Raw genomic sequence first — 19,393 nt, 5'->3', positions numbered from 1 at the left:
CGCCCGGCCCGCTCAGAGCCAGCTCTTGACGGTTTCGATCAGCTTGGCCGGGTCGGGGCCGACCGGGGTGACGTTGAGCATGGTGACGCCGGCCTCGCGGAAGGCCTCGACGCGCTCGCGTACGTAGCCCTCGGGCCCGCAGAGCGTCATCAGCTCGCAGAATTCGTCCGGGACGGCGGCGGCGGCGTCGCGCTTGCGGCCGGCGAGGTACAGCTCCTGGATCCGGCGGGCCTCTTCCTCGTACCCGTAGGCCACGGCCAGGTCGTTGTAGAAGTTCTTGCCGACCGCGCCCATCCCCCCGACGTACAGGGCGATCTGCGGGCGCGCGAGGTCCCGTGCGGCGGCCGCGTCGTCGCCGATGGCGAGCAGGCCGCCCGCCACGGTCTGCAGCGGGCCGAGCTCCGGCGCGCGCCTGGCCGTCCCCTCGGCGAGCGGGCCGCCCCACACGGCGGCGGCCTTCTCCGGGATGAAGAGCGTGGGCAGCCAGCCGTCCGCGATCTCGGCGGTCAGCCGGACGTTGGCCGGGCCGAGCGAGGCGATGTAGACGGGGATCTCGGGCCGGACCGGCCGGGTGAGGATCTTCAGCGGCTTGCCGTGCCGGCCGCCCTTCTCGGGCGGCAGCGGCATGTCGGTGATGCCGTGGTGGTCGATCGTCTCGCGGCGCCAGATGCGCCGGCACAGTTCGACCGTCTCGCGCGTGCGGCCGAGCGGCTTGTCGTAGGGCATCCCGTGCCAGCCCTCGACGACCTGCGGGCCGGAGGCGCCGAGACCGAGCAGCGCCCGGCCGCCCGAGAGCGCGTCCAGGCCGGCGGCCGTCTGGGCGATGAGGCCGGGGGTGCGCGAGTAGACGTTGAGGATGGCCGAGCCGATCTTCAGCCGCTCGGTGCGGGCGGCGAGATAGCCCATGATCGTCGGGGAGTCGAACCCCCAGGCCTCGGCCACCCACACGGCGTCGAGCCCGGCCGACTCCAGCGCGGCGGCCTGCTCGGCGGCCCGGCGCGGGTCCCCGGCGTAGTCGAGCATCATGGACAGTTCCATCAGTTCTCCTCCGCCTTCCCGAGCAGGGCCGGCACGTCCCAGTCGGCCGCGACCGACTCGGCGTGCGCTCCCGGCTGCGCCGGGCCCGTGGTGACGGCGCCCGGCGTCGCCGAGAAGCGCGGCGCGGGCGCGGGCTGGACGATCCCGCCGAAGTCGGTGAAGGTCCCGCGGGCGGCGAGGTGCGGGTGGCCGGGGGCCTCGCGCAGCGAGAGCACGGGCGCCACGCAGGCGTCGCTCCCCTCGAAGACGGCCGTCCACTGCGCGCGGGTACGGGTCCTGAAGCGCGCGGCGACGGCCTCCCGCAGCTCGCCCCAGCGGGCGACGTCCTTGCGGGCCGGGGCCTGGTCCTGGATGCCGAGGAGCTCCACGAAGGTGTCGTAGAACTGTTGTTCCAGCGCGCCGACCGCCATGTACTGGCCGTCGGAGGTCTCGTAGGTGCCGTAGAAGGGGCAGCCTCCGTCGAGGAGGTTGGCCCCGCGGCGGTCCTGCCAGCCGCCCGCCGCCATCATTCCGTGGATCATGGCGGTGAGGTGGGCGGTGCCGTCGACGATGGCCGCGTCGACGACCTGGCCGGTGCCGGTGGCGCGGGCGTGGTGCAGGGCGGCGAGGACCCCGATGACCAGGTAGAGCGAGCCGCCCGCGTAGTCCCCGACCAGGTTGGCGGGGACGGCCGGCGGCTCTCCCGGCTTCCCGATCATGCCGAGGGCGCCGGTGACGGCGATGTACGCGATGTCGTGCCCGGCGGTCTGGGCGAGCGGGCCGTCCTGGCCCCAGCCGGTCATCCGGCCGTAGACGAGCTTCGGATTGCGGGCGTGGCACTCGGCCGGTCCGACGCCGAGGCGCTCGGCCACCCCGGGCCGGAAGCCCTCGACGAGTACGTCGGCCCGCTCGACCAGGTCCAGGACGCGGGCGGGCCCGTCGGCGGACTTGAGGTCGAGCAGGACGGAGCGTTTGCCGCGATTGGTGAGGTCGTAGGCCGGATCGACCGCGAGTCCGCCGCCGCCGGGCCGGTCCACCCGTACGACGTCTGCGCCCAGGTCGGCGAGGAGCATGGCGGCGAACGGTCCGGGGCCGATGCCCGCCAGTTCGACGACGCGCACCCCGGCGAGCGGGCCGGGCCCGCTCGCTTCCCGGTTCCCGTTCCCTGTCACTGCCATCGGGCCCCCAGCGGCTCTGGTGTGCGCGGTGTGCGCGGTGTGCGCGGTGTGCGTGGTGTGCGGCTATGTGACACAACTGATGTAACACCAGTGATGCTAGGAACGTGTTCCATCGAACACAAGCCCCCGTGCGGGGCTCCCGGCGGATCGCCCGGCCCCGGAGTGTCCGGCCGCGGGTGTCCGGCGCCGGGGTGTCCGGCGCCGGGGTGTCCGGCGCCGGGGCATCGTGCTCCCCGGCCAGGCGTGCCGCACCCGCTCGCACCGGCGGCCGGGCATCACGCTAGCCTCGGCCACCGAACCCCCTGGGAGGAGCCGTTCATGAACGCAACTGTCCCGCACGACCGGCCGGAACGCGCCTACGACGTCGTACTGTTCGGCGCCACCGGGTTCGTGGGCGCGCTCACCGCCGAGTACCTCGCCGCGCACGCGCCCGCCGGCTGCCGGTGGGCCCTCGCCGGCCGGGACACCGCGAAGCTGGAGCGGCTGCGCGAACGGCTGGCCGCGATCGATCCGGCGTGCGCGCGCCTGCCGTTGCTGCGGGCCGACGCCCAGGACCCCGCGGCCGTGGGCGAGCTGGCCGCGTCCACCCGGGTGCTGGCCACGACGGTGGGCCCGTACATCTGGTACGGGGCGGAGCTGGTGGCCGCCTGCGCCGAGGCGGGCACGGACTACGTGGACCTCACCGGCGAGCCGGAGTTCGTGGACCGCATGTACGTCGAGCACGACGCACGGGCCCGGGAGACCGGGGCCCGGATCGTGCACGCCTGCGGCTTCGACTCGATCCCGGCCGACCTCGGGGCGTACTTCACGGTCCGGCAGCTGCCGCAGGGGGTCCCGCTGGCGGTCGACGGGTTCATGCGGTCCAACGCCTTCTTCTCCGGCGGCACCCTGGCCTCCGCGCTGACCGCGCTGAGCCGCGGCCCCCAGACCCTGGCGGCCGCGCACGCCCGTCGGCTCCACGAGCCCCGCCTGCTGGGGCGGCGGGCGCGCGGGCCGGTGGGGGCACCGCGGTTCAGCCCGGAGACCGGGACCTGGGCGCTGCCGCTGCCCTCGCTGGACCCGCGGATCGTGGCGCGGTCGGCGGCCGCGCTGGAGCGGTACGGGCCGGACTTCCGCTACCGGCACTACGCCTCCGTCAAACACCTGCCCGTCGCGGTGGGCGGTACGGCGGCGCTGGGCGCGACGGTGGCCCTGGCCCAGGTGCCGCCGGCCCGGCGGTGGCTGATGAACCGCTGGGAGCCGGGCCGGGGGCCGGACGCGGAACGCCGCGCGCGCAGCTGGTTCACCGTGCGGTTCGTGGGCGAGGGCGGCGGCCGACGCGTGCTCACGGAGGTCGCGGGCGGCGACCCCGGCTACGGCGAGACGGCGAAGATGCTGGCCGAGTCGGCGCTCTGCCTGGCCCACGACGCCCTCCCGGAGGCGGCCGGTCAGCTGACGACGGCCGTGGCGATGGGCGACGCCCTGATCGCCCGCCTCCAGAAGGCGGGGATCACCTTCCGGGTGGCGGACGCCCGCTGACGGGCGGGCGGGCCGGCCGGGTGCCCGTAGGCCGGGTGCCCGCCAGGCGGGTGCCCGTAAGCCGGGTGCCCGCCGGGCGGGTGCCTCAGGAGGCCTCCCGCAACGCCCTGCGGCACAGGGAGTCGGCGTGGCGGGTGGTCTCGGGGATCCGGAAGCGCGGGCTCAGCGCCAGGGCGTGCGCGCAGGCGTTGTCCAGCGAGACCCGGTGGCCGACAGAGACGTAGACCGGCTTGATCCCGTCCTGCGTGCGCAGCGCCCTCCCGACCTCGGCCCCGTCGGCCGCGAGCAGGGCGGCGTCGTCGCCCCGCCGGGCGCCCGGTTCCTCGTAGGTGAAGGTGAACGGATTCTTCGCGACGCCGATGGCCGGGAGCCCGGTGACCACGCCGAGGTGGCAGGCGAGGCCGAAGCCGCGGGGGTGCGCGAGGCCGTAGCCGTCGCAGACGACGAGGCCGGGCTCTGCCTTCAGGGAGTCGAGGGCGGCCAGTACGGTCGGCAGCTCGCGGAAGGCGAGCAGCCCGGGCACGTAGGGAAAGCTGACGTGCCCGACGGCGGTGGCCTCCTCGACGACCTCCAGGGTGGCGGCGTCGAGCACCACGGCCGCGGCGGCGACCAGGTCGCGCGCGTCGTCGTAGGCGACGTCCACGCCCGCGACGAGGCCGCGGCCGGGTGGCGGGCCGGGCTCGGTGAGCACGACCTGATGGCGCAGTTCGTCCTGTATCGCCCGGGCCTCGGCCTCGTCGGCGGGGGTCTTCACACTCGTCATGATGGAGCGAGAGTAGCCTGGCGATCATGTTCGTCATGGAGCTCACCTACACCGCCCCCGTCGAGTCCGTCGAAGAACAGATGGACGCTCACATCGCTTGGCTGGACGGCTACTACGCCGCCGGCGTCTTCCTCGCGTCGGGGCGCAAGGTCCCGCGCGACGGGGGCGTGATCCTGGCCGGCGGGGTGTCCCGGGCCGAGATCGAGCGGATCGCGGCCGAGGACCCCTTCACGGTGGCGGGCGTGTGCGACTACACCATCACCGAGTTCCTCGCCACGAAGACCTCGGCGGACCTGTCGACGGTGCGGGAGAACCCCATCACCTAGGGGGTATCTCCGGGCCCCTCCCGGCGGCGGCCGGGAAGACGCACCGGACGCCGCGACCCGGCGGCCGTTCCGGCGACGGCACCGGACGCGCGGGGACGGCGCCGGCCCTGGCCGCCATCGCCGCCCGGCCGGCCCGCTCTCCTCCGCCCGTGGTCCGGCCCGTTCGGCGGGCTCGGGCCGCCCGCACCCCCGTCTCGGCCCGCCCGCACCCCTCTCGACCCGCTCGACCGCCCCTGCCCGCCGGAGTGTCCATGCAGCCCCGCCTCGCCGTTCCCGCCGATGTCCCCGAGCTCATACGCCTGCGCGCCATCGCCCTCGACGCCCTCGGGGTCGACCCCGGGCCCGCCGACGCCGCCTGGCGGCAGGTCGCCCGCGCCTGGTTCCTCGAACGCGTCGGCGACCGTCCCGACATGCACTGCCTGGTCGTCGGCGGGGCTCCCGGCGAACCGCTGCTCGCCACCGGCATGGCCTGGGTCACCTACCACCTGCCCGGCCCCCGGTGGACCGACGGCCGGCGCGGCTACCTCGACGGGATCGTCACCGACGCGCCCGCCCGCGGGCGCGGCCACGGCCGCCGGATCGTCGACGCGCTGGTCGCCTGGCTCGACGGCATCGGCATCCACTACGTCCAGCTGCATGCCAGCCCCGACGGCGAGCCCGTCTACCGGGCTGCGGGCTTCACCGCCGGGCGCTACCCGGGCATGGACCTCGTCACCGCCCCGGCGCCCCCGGCCGCTCCGCCCGCTCCGCCCGCTCCCGCAACCGCTCCGACGGGCTGATCAGCGCCGCCGTTCCAGCCGCGCCACCCGTCCCTTCTCCCCCGCCGCCCAGCATCCCGTGTCCGCCGCGCAGTCGACCGTGTCGAAGGATCCCGCGTCCAGGGAGCGCCAGCTGCGGCCGCCGTCCGTGGTCACATCGGTGCCCGTGGGCCCCACCGCGAGCGCCGTCCCCCCGCCGTACGGGAACCAGGCCGCGCCCGATCGGTAGGCCGGCGGCGGCGTCGCCGCCTGGCGCCAGGTGCGTCCCCCGTCGGCGGACACGGCCGCGGCCTGCGGGGAGGCCTGCCCGGTGCGGTAGTCACCGCCGACCGCGAGTCCCCTCGTACGGTCCCGGAAGGCGAGGGCGAAGACCCCGCGCGCCGGATCGCCCGCCGGGACGGTGGATTCGGCGACCCTCCAGGTCAGACCGCGGTCCGCGGAGTGCAGGATGCGGGCCTGCGCCCCGCCGCCCGTGGCCAGCCAGACGTCGCGCGGGCCGGAGCTGACCAGGCACTGGCCGCTGGCGGCGAAGCCCGCCTCGCCGGGCAGCGCCTCGGGCATGCCCGCGTTCGGCAGGACCCGCCAGTTCCGTCCGCCGTCGTCGGTGGCCAGGATGCGGAACTTCCCGTCCACCGGATCGCTCATCGCCAGGCCGTGCCGGGCGTCGAAGAAGGTGAGGCAGTCGTAGAAGGCGCGCGGGTCGGGGTTGCGGAAGGTCTCGGTCCAGGTGGCTCCGCCGTCCTCGGTGCGCAGCACCCTGGAGGCCTCGCCCTCCCCGATGGACAGGGCCACCGCGCGCCGCGCGTCGAAGGCCTCGATGTCGCGGAACTCCAGGGCCTCCGCGACCGCGCCGGGCGGCGAAACGTCACGCCAGCTGCGGCCGCCGTCCACCGTGCGCAGTACGGTCCCCTTGGAACCGGCCACCCAGGCCGTGCTGCGGCCGACCGCCGCGAGCCCGCGGAAGCGTACGTCCTTCCCGGTGTCCTTCAGCGCCCAGCCGGCGCCGCGTAAGTCCTGCGCCAGTGGCGCCGGGTCGGGGGCCGGGGCCGCATCGGCCTGGGCGGGGGCGGCCAGTACGCCCACGACCAGGGCTGCCGCGCACATGCCGATTCCGAGTTCCAGAAGTCTCATGGCGCCGGAAGCTAACGCACCCCGGATACGCCGTCCAGAGCGCCTTCCGGCCCTGCCGCTGCACCTGTCACCGCCCTCGTTCTCAGGTCACAGGCTCGCGTCGCGATGGGTCACGCCGCCGTCGACGGCGGTGAGGAGCGCGCGTACGGCGTCGGTGCCGGTGCCGGTGCCGGTGCCCGTGCCGGGCTGGCACCAGGGTGCGACGCGCAGGCGCGGCGGCAGTCGGCCCGCCGCGCCGAGTTCGGTGCAGAAGGCGAGGCTGTCCCCGTTCGCGTCCATGGCGTGGCCGCCGGTCGGCCCGGCGGCCCGGCCATCCTGCGCAGGGCGGCCGCCGGCCGGTCGCGGCGCTCCTCGCGGGTGGGCCGCGGGGCGACGCGTTCGACGAGTGCGCAGGCGGCGTCCTCCAGGAGCAGGCCGGTGGGCCGGCCGGCCGCGTCCCCTCTGCGTCGACACGCTCTCCACCGGGCCGATCGCCTCGGCCCTGGGCGGCCTCGACCTCTCCCTGCTCGTCGGCATGGTCGTCTCCGCCAGCCTCTGTGCGGCCTTGATGCGCACCCTTACGCCTGTGGAGTGATCGGTAACCAGCCCTTCTCCGAGGCGCCCGGGACCCGCCGCGGATCGGGGCCGCCTTCGGGCACATCCGCCGTCCGGTCACTCTGTGCGATCACACGGATTGGTTCAAGCCAATCGGTGACACAGCTCACTCAACGGCCCATGCACGGAATTGCCGATTCCGGCGTCTATCGGGTTGCCGGGCCCACCCCACTGTCCGGCAGCAGATCCGCCGCAAGGGAGTGAGCCTTGATCACTGTCATCGAGCAGGCCGCACAGGCCCGTCTGGTCGCCACCGCGCCGAAGGTCGAGACCGTGCCCGTCACCCTCTGCTACGACCGCGCGGATCCGTTCGCCGTGCGCATGGCGTTCCCCGCCCCGGCCACGCTGGAGGGCGTCGAGGTCTCGTGGACCTTCTCGCGCGAGCTGCTGGAGTCCGGGCTGGACCGCCCGTCGGGCTGCGGCGACGTACGCGTACGCCCGTACGACGGCGACCGGACCACCATCGAGTTCCACGCGACGGAGGGCGTCGCGATCGTGCTGATGCTGACGGCCGAGCTGCACCGATTCCTGGAGCGGACGGCGACCGTGGCGCCGCCCGGCCTCGAACACCTCTACCTGGACATGGACCACAGCCTGGCCGAGCTGATGCGCGACACCTGCTGAGTTAATTGGTTTGCGGGCGGCTGCGGCCGCCCGTAGCTTCGAAGACGGCCCATCACCGTCGAAACGGAGCAGGACATTGCTCGTCTGAGGTTCGAGACACCGACCACCACGCCCCACGGCTGAGCCGTCGGCTGTCTCCCCGCGTTGCACGCACCACTCACGCAACCTGGAGGCCTCCATGAGTAACGCCCCTTCTTTCATCACCTGCTCCGCCCTGTCCTTCGACTGGCCCGACGGCACTCCCGTCTTCGACGGTTTCCAACTCGCCGTCGGCCCCGGCCGCACCGGCCTGATCGGGCTCAACGGCTGCGGGAAGTCCACCCTGCTGAAGCTGATCGCCGGCGAACTGACCCCGACCGAAGGCCAGTCCTCCGTCGCCGGCTCGGTCGGCTACCTCCCGCAGAACGTCACTCTCGACACCGCGCTGCGCGTGGACGAGGCGCTCGGCATCCACACGACCCGGGCCGCGCTGCACGCCATCGAGGCGGGCGAGGCCACCGAGGCGAACTTCACCGCCGTCGGCGACGACTGGGACGTGGAGGAGCGGGCCCTGGCCACGCTCGACCAGCTCGGACTCGCCCGGATCGGCCTGGACCGTACCGTCGGCGAGCTCTCGGGCGGCGAGTCCGTGCTGCTGCGGCTGGCCGCCCTGCTGCTCGCCCGCCCCGACGTCCTGCTGCTGGACGAACCCACCAACAACCTGGACCTGCGGGCCCGCAGCCGCCTCTACGCGGCGGTCGAGTCCTGGTCCGGGGTGATGCTCCTGGTCAGCCACGACCGGGAACTGCTGGAGCGGGTCGATCAGATCGCCGACCTGCGTGACGGCGAAGTCCGCTGGTACGGGGGCAACTTCACGGCCTACGAGGACATGCTCGCCGCCGAGCAGGAGTCCGCCGAGCGGATGGTCCGGGTCGCGGAGGCCGACGTACAGCGTCAGAAGCGCGAACTGGCGGACGCCCAGGTCAAACTGGCGCGGCGCAAGCGGTACGGGCAGAAGATGTACGACAACAAGCGCGAGCCGAAGATCGTGATGGGTGCACGCAAGCGCGCGGCCCAGGAGTCCGCGGGTAAGCACCGGATCATGCACACCGAGAAGCTGGCGCAGGCGAAGGAACGCCTGGACCAGGCGGTGGAGGCGGTGCGCGACGACGACGAGATCCGGATCCAGCTGCCCGCCACCCAGGTCCCGCCGGGGCGGCAGGTCCTGACCCTGAGCGATCTGCGCCTGGCCCACGGAGCCGCCGTACGGGGCGAGTGGGAGCTGCGGGGGCCGGAGCGGATCGCCCTGGTGGGCCGCAACGGCTCGGGCAAGACCACGCTGCTGCGCACGATCGCGGGGCAGCTGCCGCCGGTGTCCGGGGCGGTGGTGGCGCATGTGACGACGCGGTTCCTGCCGCAGCGCCTCGACGTACTGGACGAGAGCCGTTCGGTGGTGGAGAACGTGGCGCGGTTCGCCCCGCAGGCCACCAACAACCTGATCCGGGCCCGGCTCGCGCACTTCCTGTTCCGCGGCGCCCGCGCGGACCGCCCGGCCGGCACGCTGTCGGGCGGCGAACGCTTCCGGGCGGCACTGGCGGCCCTGCTGCTGGCAGAGCCGGCTCCGCAGCTGCTCATGCTGGACGAGCCGACGAACAACCTGGACCTGTCGAGCGTGCGGCAGCTGACCGACGCGCTCGAGTCGTACGAGGGCGCACTCGTGGTGGCGAGCCACGACGTGCCGTTCCTGGAGTCGATCGGCATCACCCGATGGCTCCTGCTGGACGGCGAGCTGCGGCCGACGACGGCCGAGGAGGTCCGGGAGGAGCTGTGGTCGAGTGACTGAGACCGGGCCGGCGGGGGCGAGGGCACCCCTGCCGCTGCTCGCGGACGTCTATCCCGCGCTGGTGTCGCTTCTCGCGTCGGAGCTGGCGGCCGAGGGCGAGCCGGCCCTGGCGCAGGCGGTGGCGCGGTTGCGGTTCCACGGCTGGTGCGCATGCGGCCGGACCTGCAACTACCTCCATACGGCACCCTCGGACCGCGCCGACAGCGCCTGGATCCATCTCGACGACGGGGACACCCCGCTCGTCCGGCTTCAGCTCGACCGCGGGCACACCTCGTTCGCGGGGATGGAGATCTGCTCCTTCGAGCTGGGTCCCGCACCCGCGCTCGACCCACATCGGCCTGCCTGCGTGTGAGCGGCGAGGGCCGGATCGGCGCGCGCCCGGCGAAGCGGAATCGATTTCTTCCGTCAAAACGGGGGCCGGCAAACCACCTGCTGGCGTGATTTTGGCCCCTCAAACCCCTCTCGCACCGGTCATAAACTGCATAGATAACTGGATGTAACCGGACATACACCTGCCGGGGGTTGGCTGGCCTTGATGTCACGCTTAACCTACGACTCCGTAGGCTACGGAACCGTAGGTAGTTCGCTTTACACCCAGGAGTACCCGTGACGATCACCTCTCCCCACCTCGGCAGCTCGGAGGCGTGGACGGACGCCAAGTTGCTGTTCGCGCTGGAAGAGGTGGTCGAAAAGGAGCTCAACCGCCATCTGAAGGTCACCAAGGACTGGATGCCCCACGAGTACGTCCCGTGGAGCGAGGGCCGGAACTTCCCGGGCTTCTTCGAGGACGGCGAAGCCTGGGACCCGCAGCAGTCCAAGGTCACCGACATCGGCAAGATCGCGCTGGTCGTGAACCTGCTGACCGAGGACAACCTCCCCAGCTACCACCACGAGATCGCGACGCTCTTCGGCCGCAACGGCGCCTGGGGCACGTGGGTGCACCGCTGGACCGCCGAGGAGGGCCGCCACGGCATCGTGATGCGCGACTACCTGCTGGCCTCGCGCGCCGTGGACCCGGACAAGCTGGAAGCCTTCCGCATGCAGCACATGTCGGAGGGGTTCGAGTCCGACAACCGCCACTCGATGCTGCACTCGGTGGCGTACGTGGCCTTCCAGGAGCTCGCGACCCGCATCTCGCACCGCAACACCGGCCACCAGTCCGGTGACCCGGTCTGCGACCGGATGCTGGCCCGCATCGCGCAGGACGAGAACCTGCACATGGTCTTCTACCGCAACCTGCTGGGCGCGGCCTTCGAGCTCGCCCCGGACCTGACCATGCAGGCCGTGCGGGACGTCGTCGTCAACTTCCGGATGCCGGGACACGGCATGCCCGGCTTCGAGCGGATGGCCGCGCAGATGGCCATCGGCGGGGTGTACAACCTGCGGATCCACCACGACGACGTCCTGAGCCCCGTGATCCGCTTCCTCAAGATCATGGACATCGACGGCCTCGGCCCCGAGGGCCAGAAGGCCCAGGAGGAGCTCGGGCTGTTCATGGACGGCCTGGACTCCGAGGCCCGCAAGTTCGACGAGAAGCTGGCCGCCCGCGCGGCCCGCCTCGCCGCCCGCAAGGCCTGACCGATTTCCGCTCGCTCGGGCGAGTGAAGCCGATTGCCCTGGCAGAGCCGCGCTCTGCCAGGGTTTCGCGTCATGACCTCGCTCCAGGTGGACATCGACCAGCTGACCCGTCTGACACGCGTCCTGGACTCCTCCCTGGTCTCCCTGCGGGAGGCCCGGCGCGCACTGGACCACGTACGGCCCGACCAGCTGGGCACCGCGGAGCTCGACACGGCGTGTGACGGCTTCCAGGAACGCTGGGCCTACGGCACGCAGGAGCTGACCAAACGCGTCAAGGACGTACGGGAAGGCGTGGACCGCAGCGCCGCCGAGTACGCGGAGCTCGATCAGGCCGTCCGTGCGGCCTTCCTCCGGGCGGCGGCCGCGCGTGACTGAACACGCGACGCTGGGCTTCGACCCGGCCCCAGGAAATCCCGCGACGGTTCTGGCCCTGGCCAAGAAGCTCAGCGCCTCGGCCACCTCCCTCGGGGAGGCCTCGCGGGTGGTGAAGGACCTCGTCTCCCACAGCTCGGCCTGGCAGGGCGAGGCCGCCACCGCCTTCCGCGCCTCCCTCTCGCAGGATCTCCCCCGCTACCTCGGCGCGGCCCACACCTCCCTCGCGGAGGCGGCCCGGCAGCTCACGGGGTGGCACGACACCCTGGTCTCCCACCGCGCACTGGCCACCCGGTACGAGGCCCAGGCCGCGGCGGCGAAGACGGAGGAAGCCCTCACCGATGCCCGCCGCCTGGCCCACGAACTCGCCGCCGAGCACGGCGCGGCCGCCCGCCGGGTGGCCCAGACCCTGAACGCGGCGACGGACCGACTGGCCCCGAAGGAACCGGGCCTGCTGGCCTCCATCTGGAACAAGATCGTCGACGACCCGGCGGACGCGATGTCGAACGCGTCGGCGATCCTGGGTGCGATCGGGGCGGGCGTGGCCCTCGTCTGCCCGCCGGCGGGACTCGCGATCATGCTCGTCGGGAGCGGCCTGTCCTTGGCGGCTCTGGCGATGCACACCTCGGACCCGAAGTTCCGCAAGTCCCTGTCCGACGGCTTCACGAAGGGGCAGTTCGACGCGGACTTCTGGAAGAGCAGCGTGACGCTCCTCGGAGACACGGTCGGCGCGGTACCGGGTGTCGCAGCGGTCGCCTCCGGCGCCAAGGCCGGCACGGCAGCCGCCCGAGCGGCGATGGCCGCCGCTCCGGAAGGCAGCGCGGTGGTGGGGCTGGCTCCCGGAGCCACCGCCTTCAGGCAGGCGGCATGGAGCACCTCGGATGACCTGCGCCAGCTGGAGAGCCCGCTCATCGGATGGTCAATGCGGTCATCGACACCAGACGCCAGAGAACGCGTCGGCGTGGCGGTGGCGGTTACAGGTGCGGTGACCGCCGCAGGCGACTATGGCCCGGACAACGAGACGGTCGAGCACAGCTCGACGGCTGTGGACGGCACCCGAGGGGTCCTGGACGATGCTCCTTCAGCCATCAGGAAAACGAGCCACGTCTGGTCGGCGCTGCGGCCATGACGCAGAACAGCAGCTTGCCGCCGGTCTGGTTCCGTCTGCCCCCGGGCTTCCATGACATCGCCCCTGGCGATGCAGCATTCTTGGACGCGTTCGCGCAAGCCTTGGACAGCCCAGCCGCCCAACGAGAACTGTCCGAGCTCATGGACAGCCTTGAGCAACTGGCGGGGCACGACGTCGTACACACCGCCCTCGGCTTCCATCCTGAGGAGCCGGTCGGGGTCACAACCTCACTGTTCTCCCTGACGATCCGGCAGGTCGAGCAGCCCAACCCCCGACTCGCCGTGGCACGTACGGCTTTGGCCATCGCCCGCTCAACGCTGTGGGACAGCTCAGTCCGCAGGTTCATAGACCTGCCGTCGGCTCTTCCGTGCTGTCTGGTCGCCGGGATTATTTCCGTTCCAGATATCGATCATCACCTGTTTCAGGCCAGGATCGCGACGGTGCATCCGGATGGACTCCATTTGCTCGTCCTCGATCTGACGAGCGCCTGCACCGAACATGCATCCGCCTTTACGGACATCCTCGAAGCGGTCGCGCACACCCTCCAGTTCACCGACCCGGACCCGATCTTGCCGAAGGCCAGCGGAACCTCACGCATCTTGGAGGTACTCCTATGAGCGTCACACTCACCAAGGCAGCCTGGGACCACCCTCCGACGGTGGCCGGCTACAAACGGTTGGCCGTCCGCCGCTTCAATTGGGTGCTCTGTCTCGGGAGCCCCCCGCTCGCCGCCTTCGCCTGCATCGGCCATGTCCAGCACGCGGCGTGGTTCTTCGGCCTCATGCTTATTCTCGACACCCCCTATTTGCCCTGGGTGATCGTCGCCTACTTCCGTCGGCGCCGCGTCGCCGCCGTGCTCCAGGCATACCCCTGGCGCGAGTTCCCGTGCCGCCACCAGCGCAGGGTGAACGGAAGTCCCGCGACCGTTGCCATCCCGTTCCGGGAGGACTTCACGGCCATGTTCCGGATCATCCCGTTCCCCGTCCCGCTCGCAACGCTGGAGGACGGCCACCCGGACCGGATCTGGTTCGCCGGAGACCCCCGCTTCGGTGGCGTCGTGTCTCCCGTCGGGGGGCACTACCCCGTGCGTGTCGTGCCCCACACGCCGCGCCGGGAGGAGTGCGGCGGCGAGGGGTTCGACCTCGCGCGGCGTGTGGGGCTGGTCCGTGGGAGCGGGAAGGGGACGCGCACCTGATCAGCTACGGCTGGAACGCAAGGCCTGGCGCTCGGCCTCCGAGAGGCCGCCCCAGACCCCGAAGCGCTCGTCATTGGCCAGGGCGTACTCCAGGCAGGCCGCCCGCCCTTCGCAGGCCCCGCAGAGCCGCTTCGCGTCGCGCAGCGAGGAGCCGGGCTCCGGGAAGAAGAAGCCGGGGCCCGTCTGGGCGCACAGGGCGAGGTCGTACCAAGCGGTGTCAGTGGTTGCGGCAGTGGTGTTAATCGACATGCCGGAGATCCTGACCGCCGCCGATGGACGTCCGATCAACGACTGATCAACAGCTCGTCATGACCCGGGTGCGGGCGCGCCGGCTATGACCGCGAACTGCGCCCCGAAGGGGTCCGCCAGCTTGGCGAACCGGCCGACTCCCTCCATCGACTCCGGGGTGAGGCGCGCCTTGCCGCCCGCCTCGTCCGACGAGCATCGCACCCGCCACTGACAGCGCCCCTCTTCCTCCACCGAGTGAACGACCGTGCGTTCGGTAAGATGGCTCCATGGCTGACGGACGCGTGGAACGCGGCAACCAGACGCGGCGGGCCGTTCTCGACCGGACGATGAACATCGCTTCCGTGGACGGTCTGGAAGGCCTGTCCCTGGGGAAGATCGCTGCGGATCTCGGCCTGAGCAAGAGCGGGGTGTTCGCGCTCTTCGGCTCCAAGGAGGATCTGCAGCTCGCCACCGTCCGTGCCGCCGTGGACGTGTTCAAGGACGAGGTGGTGCGGCCCGTGCACCGGGACCCCGACGGTCTCGCCAAGGTGTGGCAGCTGTGCGAGCGCTGGCTCGACTACTCCGGGCGCCGGGTCTTCCCCGGCGGATGCTTCTTCTACTCCGTCTCCGCGGAGTTCGATGCCCGCCCCGGCCCTGTACGGGACGAGATCGCCGAGGCGCGGTCCGACTGGACGCGTTACATCGAGCGGCTGCTGGACGAGGCGCGGCTGACGGGCGGGTTCCGGGACGCGTCCGACGCGGACGAGGTAGCGCAGGTCGCCTTCGAGTTGACGGCCCTGATGGAACTGGCCAACGCGCATTCCGTCCTGCACGGCGATCCTCTGGCGTACGAGCGGGCCGGCCGGGGGATCCTGCGCCGGCTGCGCGCGGTGGCGGCCGCTCCGGACGAACTCCCGGAACGACCGCCTGCGTTCAGCTCGCCTTCCTGACCCCTCTCCTCACGCCCTTCGCGCGGCCGCGGGCGCGGGCACCGTCGCGGGCTCGGACAGCGCGAAATCGACCGCCGCGGCGATGATGCCGGGGTCGGCCAGGATGCGGCGGTGGCCGAGGCCCGTGGTCTCGATCAGGCGGGCCTGCGGGCCGTAGGCGGCGGCGATCGCGCGGGACTGGGCGGGGTCGATCACATCATCCTCCGTGTCGTGGAAGAGGAGGATCGGCGCCCGCGTGCCGGGGAGGCGACGGCGGGCGTCGAGGCGCTGCCAGACGTCGGGGTCGCCGGGGAAGAGGCGTCGTTCGACATGGGTGCGCAGGGCGCGCCCGACTCCCTCGCCGAGGTTCAGCCCGGCCCGGAACCGCTCGACCAGGTAGTCGAAGTGGGCCACGCCCCCGATGCCGACGACGCGGTCGGCCCGCATGCCGTCGTGCAGCATGGAGAAGATGGCGAGCACGCCGAAGGAATGGGCCACGACGGCCGAGAAGTCCCCGTGCTCGGCGTGCAGTCGGCCGATGATGGCGCGGTAGTCGCGGATCGTGGAGGCCCGGCCGTCCGACTCGCCGTGCCCCGGCGCGTCGAAGGCGATCACGGTACGGCCCTGGGCGCGCAGCGCCTCGACGAAGCCGGCGAACCGCGAGGCGCGCGAGGACCAGCCGTGCACGAGCAACACGGGGCGGCCCCCGTCTCCCCAGCGGTAGGTGGTCACGGCCGTGCCGTGCACGACCATCCGCCCGCTCTCCGCCCCCGCCATCACCTCCGCTTCCTCGGGCCGTAGTCGCGCGCGTCCGAGGGGGCGGACGAAGAGCGCGAAGACCCGGGGCCCGGCCAGTCGCGGGGCGAGCCGGCTGGTGGTGTTGAGGGTGGTGCTCAGGAGTGAAGCCATGGGGTGCATGTGCGGGTTCTCCGGAATTCTCCTCAGGGCAGCCAGATGCCGATGGCGAGCCAATGGGAGGATATTAGCACGATCGTTCGTGTTGTTTCATGGACCCTCTCCGCCCCGGGCGGCACCCATACGGCCCGCCCCGACGTTCTCGCCGTGGGGCTGGCGCTCACCGCCGGCGGGGTGAAGACGCGGGCGGCGCCCGAGCGTCGGCGGGTCGCCTGACGCCAGACCTGCCCGCTTGCGGCAGATACAACGAAATCGTATAGTTCGAAAGTGTGAAGTCCGAAACCGTGCCATCCGAATGGTCGGCCCTGCTGGCGCTCCAGCGGGCCACCCATGCCACCCTCCAGGTGCTCGCCACCGAGCTGGTCGACCTGGAGCTGACCGCCTCCGAGATCAATGCGCTGGCCAATCTCGCCGACGGCCACGGGCGTACCGTGTCCGAGCTGGGAACGGCCGTGGGGACCCGGCCCAGCACGCTGACCAGCGTGCTGGACCGCCTTGAGCGGCGTGGGCACATCACCCGGGGCACCCGTCCCGGAGACCGCCGGGCGGTGCTCGTCGAGCTCACCGACTCCGGGCAGCTGGCCGCCGCGACGATCCGGCGGGCCATCACCGACCTGGAGCACCGCGCGCTCGGCCGCCTGTCCGCCGAGGCCGTCGCCGGGCTACGCGCGGCACTGCACGCTCTGACCGAGGTCACCCGATGACCGAACCCACGTTTGACACACTGATGGCCGAAGTGATGGCGACCGCCGAGCGGTTCGGCCACCGGGAGCATGTCCACCTGACCTGGCTGGCCGTGCGCCGCTGCGGCATACCCGCGGCGATCGACCTGGTCAGCGACGGCATCCAGCGGACCGCCCGCTACGCGGGTGCGCCGCAGAAGTACCACGTGACCGTCAGCCGCGCCTGGGTGGAGATCGTCGGATACCACGCGGCCGAGTCCGGCGACGACGACTACGCCGCCTTCGCCGACCACCACCCCGCACTACTCGACAAGCGCCTGCTGACGCGCTACTACCGTCCGGCCACACTGGCTGCCCCGCGGGCGAAGGACGGCTGGGTGGAACCCGACCTCGCCCCCTTCCCCGGGCAGGACGCCGCCGCATGACAGCCGGCCCCCGTCACTCCTCGTGCTTCGCCCGGCTGGGCTGGACGCGCTTGGGCTCGCCCGGCATCTTCGGGTAGTCCGGCGGGTAGGGCATGTCCCCCAGGCCGTGCTCGTGTTCGTCGCGGGCCGCGAGTTCCAGTACGGCGTCCAGGGCGAAGGCGTGCTCGTCCATGTCCGCGTGCAGATCGCCCAGTTCGGCGAAGCGGGCCGGCATCGTCACGATGTCGAAGTCGCGGGGCTCCGCGTCGTCCACCTCGTCCCAGCGCAGCGGCGCCGATACCGGCGCGTGCGGGCGGGGGCGGACGGAGTAGGCGGAGGCGATCGTGCGGTCGCGTGCCGTCTGGTTGTAGTCGACGAAGATCCGCTCGCCGCGCTCCTCCTTCCACCAGGCCGTCGTGACCTTGCCGGGCATGCGGCGTTCCAGTTCCCGGCCGAGGGCGATGGCGCACCGCCGGACGTCGGTGAAGGTCCAGCGCGGCTCGATCGGCACGAAGACGTGCAGTCCGCGGCCGCCCGAGGTCTTGGGCCAGCCGCGCAGGCCCAACTCCTCCAGCAGGGCCCGCAGTTCATGGGCGGCCGCCACCGCGTGGTGGTAGTCGGTGCCCGGCTGCGGGTCCAGGTCGATCCGGAGTTCGTCGGGACGGTCGGTGTCCTCGCGCCGCACCGGCCAGGGATGGAAGGTGAGGCACCCCAGGTTGGCCGCCCACAGGACGGCGGCCGGTTCGGTGGGGCAGATCTCGTCGGCCGTACGGCCGCTCGGGAAGGCGATGTGGGCGGTGGGGATCCAGTCGGGAAGGTTCTTAGGTGCCCGCTTCTGGAAGAACGACTCGCCGTCCACCCCGTCCGGGAAGCGCTCCAGCGTCGTCGGCCGGTCGCGCAGGGCGCGCGTGATGCCGGGCGCGACCGCCAGGTAGTACTCGGCCACGTCTCGCTTGGTGAGGCCGCGCTCCGGGAAGTACACCTTGTCCGGGCTGGACAGCCGCACCTTCCGCCCGCCCGCGTCCAGCTCGATCGCATTACCGGCAGCACCCATGTGCGCCACGGTAGGCGGGCCCGGTCATGCGCGCATACCGGGCAGGTCCGGACGTACCACCGCAGAATCGAAGGCATGGATCTGCCAGTGATGCCGCCCGTGAAACCGATGCTCGCCAAGTCCGTCGCAAAGATCCCGCCGGGGATGCAGTACGAGGCCAAGTGGGACGGCTTCCGGGCCATCGTGCATCGTGACGGCGACGAGGTCGAGCTCGGCAGCCGCACGGGTAAGTCTCTGAGCAGGTATTTTCCCGAGCTGGTCACGGCTCTCAAGAGCAACCTTCCGGCCCGTTGCGTCGTGGACGGTGAGATCGTCATCGTTCATGGCGGGCGCCTAGATTTCGACCGGCTGACCGAGCGGATCCATCCCGCACAGTCCCGCGTCGCCCTGCTGGCCGAGACGACCCCCGCCAGCTTCGTCGCCTTCGACCTGCTCGCCCTGGGCGACGACGCGCTGCTCGACACCCCGCTCGCCGACCGCCGTGCCGCCCTCGTCCGTTCCCTCTCCACCGCTCGGCCCCCCGTCCATCTCGCGCCCGCGACCACCGATCCCGCGCTCGCGCAGGAGTGGTTCGAGCGGTTCGAGGGCGCCGGGCTCGACGGGGTGATCGCCAAACCCCTCGATCTCCCCTACCGGCCCGATGCCCGCCTCATGTTCAAGGTCAAACACGAACGTACCGCCGACGTCGTCGTCGCGGGTTTCCGTTTCCACAAGAGCGGTCCGATTGTCGGATCGCTGCTGCTCGGCCTGTACGACGCCCACGGCACGCTCCAGCACGTGGGTGTGTGCGCCGCCTTCCCCATGAAGCGCCGCGCCGAGCTGGTGGAGGAACTCGAACCCCTGCGGATGCCCGACCCGGCCGGCCACCCGTGGGCCGCCTGGGCCGAGGAGTCCGCCCACGAGAGTGCCCGGCTGCCCGGCGCGCAGAGCCGCTGGACCGGCAAGAAGGACCTGTCCTGGGTGCCGCTGCGCCCCGAGCGGGTCGTGGAGGTGAAGTACGACCACATGGAGGGCGACCGCTTCCGGCACACCGCCCAGTTCCACCGCTGGCGCACCGACCGGACGCCCGAGAGCTGCACCTACGCCCAGTTGGAGGAGGTCGTCGGCTACGACCTCGCCGAGGTGCTCGGCCCCACCGCCGGAGCCGCCGACGCCGACGGCACCCGCGGCTGAGC

Annotated in this window: 23 protein-coding genes and 1 pseudogene; 15 read left to right on the top strand and 9 right to left on the bottom strand. The window is 72.2% G+C overall.

All coding sequences use genetic code 11. The features are described from left to right. Positions 1 to 12: 12 nt before the first annotated feature. Both ACZ573_RS05520 and ACZ573_RS05515 read right to left on the bottom strand, forming a co-directional pair. On the bottom strand, positions 13 to 1,038 hold the full coding sequence (locus tag ACZ573_RS05520) for an LLM class F420-dependent oxidoreductase (protein ID WP_471299389.1): 1,026 nt from the start codon (positions 1,036 to 1,038) through the stop codon (positions 13 to 15). Next, positions 1,038 to 2,195, bottom strand: coding sequence for a CaiB/BaiF CoA transferase family protein (locus ACZ573_RS05515; protein WP_471299386.1), 1,158 nt, complete (start codon positions 2,193 to 2,195; stop codon positions 1,038 to 1,040). Before ACZ573_RS05515 ends, ACZ573_RS05520 begins: the two co-directional genes overlap by 1 nt. Before the next feature lie 318 nt (positions 2,196 to 2,513). On the opposite strand from ACZ573_RS05515, the gene ACZ573_RS05510 reads away from it, so the two are divergent. Then, positions 2,514 to 3,713 (top strand): saccharopine dehydrogenase family protein, encoded by a 1,200-nt coding sequence (locus ACZ573_RS05510; protein WP_471299381.1) that lies wholly within the window; start codon positions 2,514 to 2,516, stop codon positions 3,711 to 3,713. An 85-nt stretch (positions 3,714 to 3,798) separates the two neighbouring features. On the opposite strand, the gene ACZ573_RS05505 is transcribed toward ACZ573_RS05510, so the two are convergent. Beyond that, positions 3,799 to 4,476: an endonuclease V gene (locus ACZ573_RS05505; protein ID WP_471299378.1), complete on the bottom strand. Its 678-nt coding sequence runs from the start codon at positions 4,474 to 4,476 to the stop codon at positions 3,799 to 3,801. 26 nt (positions 4,477 to 4,502) lie between these two features. Here ACZ573_RS05505 and ACZ573_RS05500 point away from each other — a divergent pair, with 26 nt between their 5' ends. Beyond that, the gene (locus ACZ573_RS05500; RefSeq protein WP_471299376.1) at positions 4,503 to 4,802 is read left to right on the top strand and encodes a YciI family protein; all 300 of its coding nucleotides are present in this window, start codon (positions 4,503 to 4,505) and stop codon (positions 4,800 to 4,802) included. A 251-nt stretch (positions 4,803 to 5,053) separates the two neighbouring features. Next, positions 5,054 to 5,581, top strand: coding sequence for a GNAT family N-acetyltransferase (locus tag ACZ573_RS05495; RefSeq protein ID WP_471299373.1), 528 nt, complete (start codon positions 5,054 to 5,056; stop codon positions 5,579 to 5,581). Here ACZ573_RS05495 and ACZ573_RS05490 read toward each other — a convergent pair whose 3' ends face one another. Both ACZ573_RS05490 and ACZ573_RS05485 read right to left on the bottom strand, forming a co-directional pair. Further along, complete coding sequence (locus ACZ573_RS05490) at positions 5,582 to 6,664, bottom strand: WD40/YVTN/BNR-like repeat-containing protein (RefSeq protein ID WP_471300598.1); 1,083 nt, start codon at positions 6,662 to 6,664, stop codon at positions 5,582 to 5,584. It abuts the gene before it with no gap. A 159-nt stretch (positions 6,665 to 6,823) separates the two neighbouring features. Further along, positions 6,824 to 7,128 (bottom strand): annotated as a pseudogene (locus tag ACZ573_RS05485) (amidohydrolase); the annotation flags it as partial. A 364-nt stretch (positions 7,129 to 7,492) separates the two neighbouring features. Between ACZ573_RS05485 and ssgD the strand changes: the two are divergent. The 8 genes from ssgD (at position 7,493) to ACZ573_RS05445 (ending at position 14,005) form a co-directional block, all read left to right on the top strand. Beyond that, a complete protein-coding gene (gene ssgD, locus ACZ573_RS05480; RefSeq protein ID WP_471299370.1) occupies positions 7,493 to 7,909 on the top strand; it encodes a spore wall synthesis regulator SsgD in 417 nt (138 codons plus the stop codon). Between the two features lie 178 nt (positions 7,910 to 8,087). Further along, on the top strand, positions 8,088 to 9,731 hold the full coding sequence (locus ACZ573_RS05475) for an ABC-F family ATP-binding cassette domain-containing protein (RefSeq protein ID WP_471299367.1): 1,644 nt from the start codon (positions 8,088 to 8,090) through the stop codon (positions 9,729 to 9,731). Continuing rightward, positions 9,724 to 10,083, top strand: a complete 360-nt coding sequence (locus ACZ573_RS05470) for a hypothetical protein (RefSeq protein WP_471299364.1) — start codon at positions 9,724 to 9,726, stop codon at positions 10,081 to 10,083. Before ACZ573_RS05475 ends, ACZ573_RS05470 begins: the two co-directional genes overlap by 8 nt. Before the next feature lie 254 nt (positions 10,084 to 10,337). After that, on the top strand, positions 10,338 to 11,309 hold the full coding sequence (locus tag ACZ573_RS05465) for an acyl-ACP desaturase (RefSeq protein WP_471299358.1): 972 nt from the start codon (positions 10,338 to 10,340) through the stop codon (positions 11,307 to 11,309). A 72-nt stretch (positions 11,310 to 11,381) separates the two neighbouring features. Further along, positions 11,382 to 11,684, top strand: coding sequence for a hypothetical protein (locus ACZ573_RS05460; RefSeq protein ID WP_471299355.1), 303 nt, complete (start codon positions 11,382 to 11,384; stop codon positions 11,682 to 11,684). Continuing rightward, complete coding sequence (locus ACZ573_RS05455) at positions 11,677 to 12,810, top strand: hypothetical protein (RefSeq protein WP_471299352.1); 1,134 nt, start codon at positions 11,677 to 11,679, stop codon at positions 12,808 to 12,810. Before ACZ573_RS05460 ends, ACZ573_RS05455 begins: the two co-directional genes overlap by 8 nt. Continuing rightward, positions 12,807 to 13,427 (top strand): hypothetical protein, encoded by a 621-nt coding sequence (locus ACZ573_RS05450; protein ID WP_471299350.1) that lies wholly within the window; start codon positions 12,807 to 12,809, stop codon positions 13,425 to 13,427. Before ACZ573_RS05455 ends, ACZ573_RS05450 begins: the two co-directional genes overlap by 4 nt. After that, positions 13,424 to 14,005 (top strand): hypothetical protein, encoded by a 582-nt coding sequence (locus tag ACZ573_RS05445; protein WP_471299347.1) that lies wholly within the window; start codon positions 13,424 to 13,426, stop codon positions 14,003 to 14,005. The genes ACZ573_RS05450 and ACZ573_RS05445 overlap by 4 nt, the downstream gene beginning before the upstream one ends. Here the strand turns inward: ACZ573_RS05445 and ACZ573_RS05440 are convergent, their stop codons facing one another. Together ACZ573_RS05440 and ACZ573_RS05435 are read right to left on the bottom strand one after the other, a co-directional pair. Further along, a complete protein-coding gene (locus ACZ573_RS05440; protein ID WP_471299344.1) occupies positions 14,006 to 14,254 on the bottom strand; it encodes a WhiB family transcriptional regulator in 249 nt (82 codons plus the stop codon). Positions 14,255 to 14,311: 57 nt separating this feature from the next. Beyond that, positions 14,312 to 14,455, bottom strand: a complete 144-nt coding sequence (locus ACZ573_RS05435) for a hypothetical protein (protein WP_471299342.1) — start codon at positions 14,453 to 14,455, stop codon at positions 14,312 to 14,314. 65 nt (positions 14,456 to 14,520) lie between these two features. On the opposite strand from ACZ573_RS05435, the gene ACZ573_RS05430 reads away from it, so the two are divergent. Next, positions 14,521 to 15,183, top strand: coding sequence for a TetR/AcrR family transcriptional regulator (locus ACZ573_RS05430; RefSeq protein WP_471299340.1), 663 nt, complete (start codon positions 14,521 to 14,523; stop codon positions 15,181 to 15,183). 9 nt (positions 15,184 to 15,192) lie between these two features. Here ACZ573_RS05430 and ACZ573_RS05425 read toward each other — a convergent pair whose 3' ends face one another. Beyond that, the gene (locus ACZ573_RS05425) at positions 15,193 to 16,071 is read right to left on the bottom strand and encodes an alpha/beta fold hydrolase (RefSeq protein WP_471299337.1); all 879 of its coding nucleotides are present in this window, start codon (positions 16,069 to 16,071) and stop codon (positions 15,193 to 15,195) included. Positions 16,072 to 16,346: 275 nt separating this feature from the next. Between ACZ573_RS05425 and ACZ573_RS05420 the strand changes: the two genes are divergently transcribed. Both ACZ573_RS05420 and ACZ573_RS05415 read left to right on the top strand, forming a co-directional pair. Continuing rightward, the gene (locus tag ACZ573_RS05420; RefSeq protein WP_471299335.1) at positions 16,347 to 16,781 is read left to right on the top strand and encodes a MarR family winged helix-turn-helix transcriptional regulator; all 435 of its coding nucleotides are present in this window, start codon (positions 16,347 to 16,349) and stop codon (positions 16,779 to 16,781) included. Beyond that, entirely contained in the window at positions 16,778 to 17,185 is a 408-nt protein-coding gene (locus ACZ573_RS05415; protein ID WP_471299332.1) for a hypothetical protein, read from the top strand. Before ACZ573_RS05420 ends, ACZ573_RS05415 begins: the two co-directional genes overlap by 4 nt. 13 nt (positions 17,186 to 17,198) lie before the next feature. On the opposite strand, the gene ligD is transcribed toward ACZ573_RS05415, so the two are convergent. Next, the gene (ligD, locus tag ACZ573_RS05410) at positions 17,199 to 18,218 is read right to left on the bottom strand and encodes a non-homologous end-joining DNA ligase (protein ID WP_471299328.1); all 1,020 of its coding nucleotides are present in this window, start codon (positions 18,216 to 18,218) and stop codon (positions 17,199 to 17,201) included. A gap of 75 nt (positions 18,219 to 18,293) precedes the next feature. Between ligD and ACZ573_RS05405 the strand changes: the two genes are divergently transcribed. Continuing rightward, positions 18,294 to 19,391: an ATP-dependent DNA ligase gene (locus ACZ573_RS05405; protein ID WP_471299326.1), complete on the top strand. Its 1,098-nt coding sequence runs from the start codon at positions 18,294 to 18,296 to the stop codon at positions 19,389 to 19,391. The last annotated feature ends 2 nt before the right edge of the window (positions 19,392 to 19,393 follow it).

The organism is Streptomyces sp. NPDC040545 (genome assembly GCF_055595065.1).
This window is presented reverse-complemented; position numbering and strand designations above follow the sequence as displayed.

Coding starts and splice junctions, on each gene's coding strand:
- ACZ573_RS05520 (WP_471299389.1), bottom strand. CDS start 1,038: ATGGAACTGTCCATGATGCTCGACTACGCCGGGGACCCGCGCCGGGCC.
- ACZ573_RS05515 (WP_471299386.1), bottom strand. CDS start 2,195: ATGGCAGTGACAGGGAACGGGAACCGGGAAGCGAGCGGGCCCGGCCCG.
- ACZ573_RS05510 (WP_471299381.1), top strand. CDS start 2,514: ATGAACGCAACTGTCCCGCACGACCGGCCGGAACGCGCCTACGACGTC.
- ACZ573_RS05505 (WP_471299378.1), bottom strand. CDS start 4,476: ATGACGAGTGTGAAGACCCCCGCCGACGAGGCCGAGGCCCGGGCGATA.
- ACZ573_RS05500 (WP_471299376.1), top strand. CDS start 4,503: ATGTTCGTCATGGAGCTCACCTACACCGCCCCCGTCGAGTCCGTCGAA.
- ACZ573_RS05495 (WP_471299373.1), top strand. CDS start 5,054: ATGCAGCCCCGCCTCGCCGTTCCCGCCGATGTCCCCGAGCTCATACGC.
- ACZ573_RS05490 (WP_471300598.1), bottom strand. CDS start 6,664: ATGTGCGCGGCAGCCCTGGTCGTGGGCGTACTGGCCGCCCCCGCCCAG.
- ACZ573_RS05475 (WP_471299367.1), top strand. CDS start 8,088: ATGAGTAACGCCCCTTCTTTCATCACCTGCTCCGCCCTGTCCTTCGAC.
- ACZ573_RS05460 (WP_471299355.1), top strand. CDS start 11,382: ATGACCTCGCTCCAGGTGGACATCGACCAGCTGACCCGTCTGACACGC.
- ACZ573_RS05450 (WP_471299350.1), top strand. CDS start 12,807: ATGACGCAGAACAGCAGCTTGCCGCCGGTCTGGTTCCGTCTGCCCCCG.
- ACZ573_RS05445 (WP_471299347.1), top strand. CDS start 13,424: ATGAGCGTCACACTCACCAAGGCAGCCTGGGACCACCCTCCGACGGTG.
- ACZ573_RS05440 (WP_471299344.1), bottom strand. CDS start 14,254: ATGTCGATTAACACCACTGCCGCAACCACTGACACCGCTTGGTACGAC.
- ACZ573_RS05430 (WP_471299340.1), top strand. CDS start 14,521: ATGGCTGACGGACGCGTGGAACGCGGCAACCAGACGCGGCGGGCCGTT.
- ACZ573_RS05425 (WP_471299337.1), bottom strand. CDS start 16,071: ATGGCTTCACTCCTGAGCACCACCCTCAACACCACCAGCCGGCTCGCC.
- ACZ573_RS05415 (WP_471299332.1), top strand. CDS start 16,778: ATGACCGAACCCACGTTTGACACACTGATGGCCGAAGTGATGGCGACC.
- ligD (WP_471299328.1), bottom strand. CDS start 18,218: ATGGGTGCTGCCGGTAATGCGATCGAGCTGGACGCGGGCGGGCGGAAG.
- ACZ573_RS05405 (WP_471299326.1), top strand. CDS start 18,294: ATGGATCTGCCAGTGATGCCGCCCGTGAAACCGATGCTCGCCAAGTCC.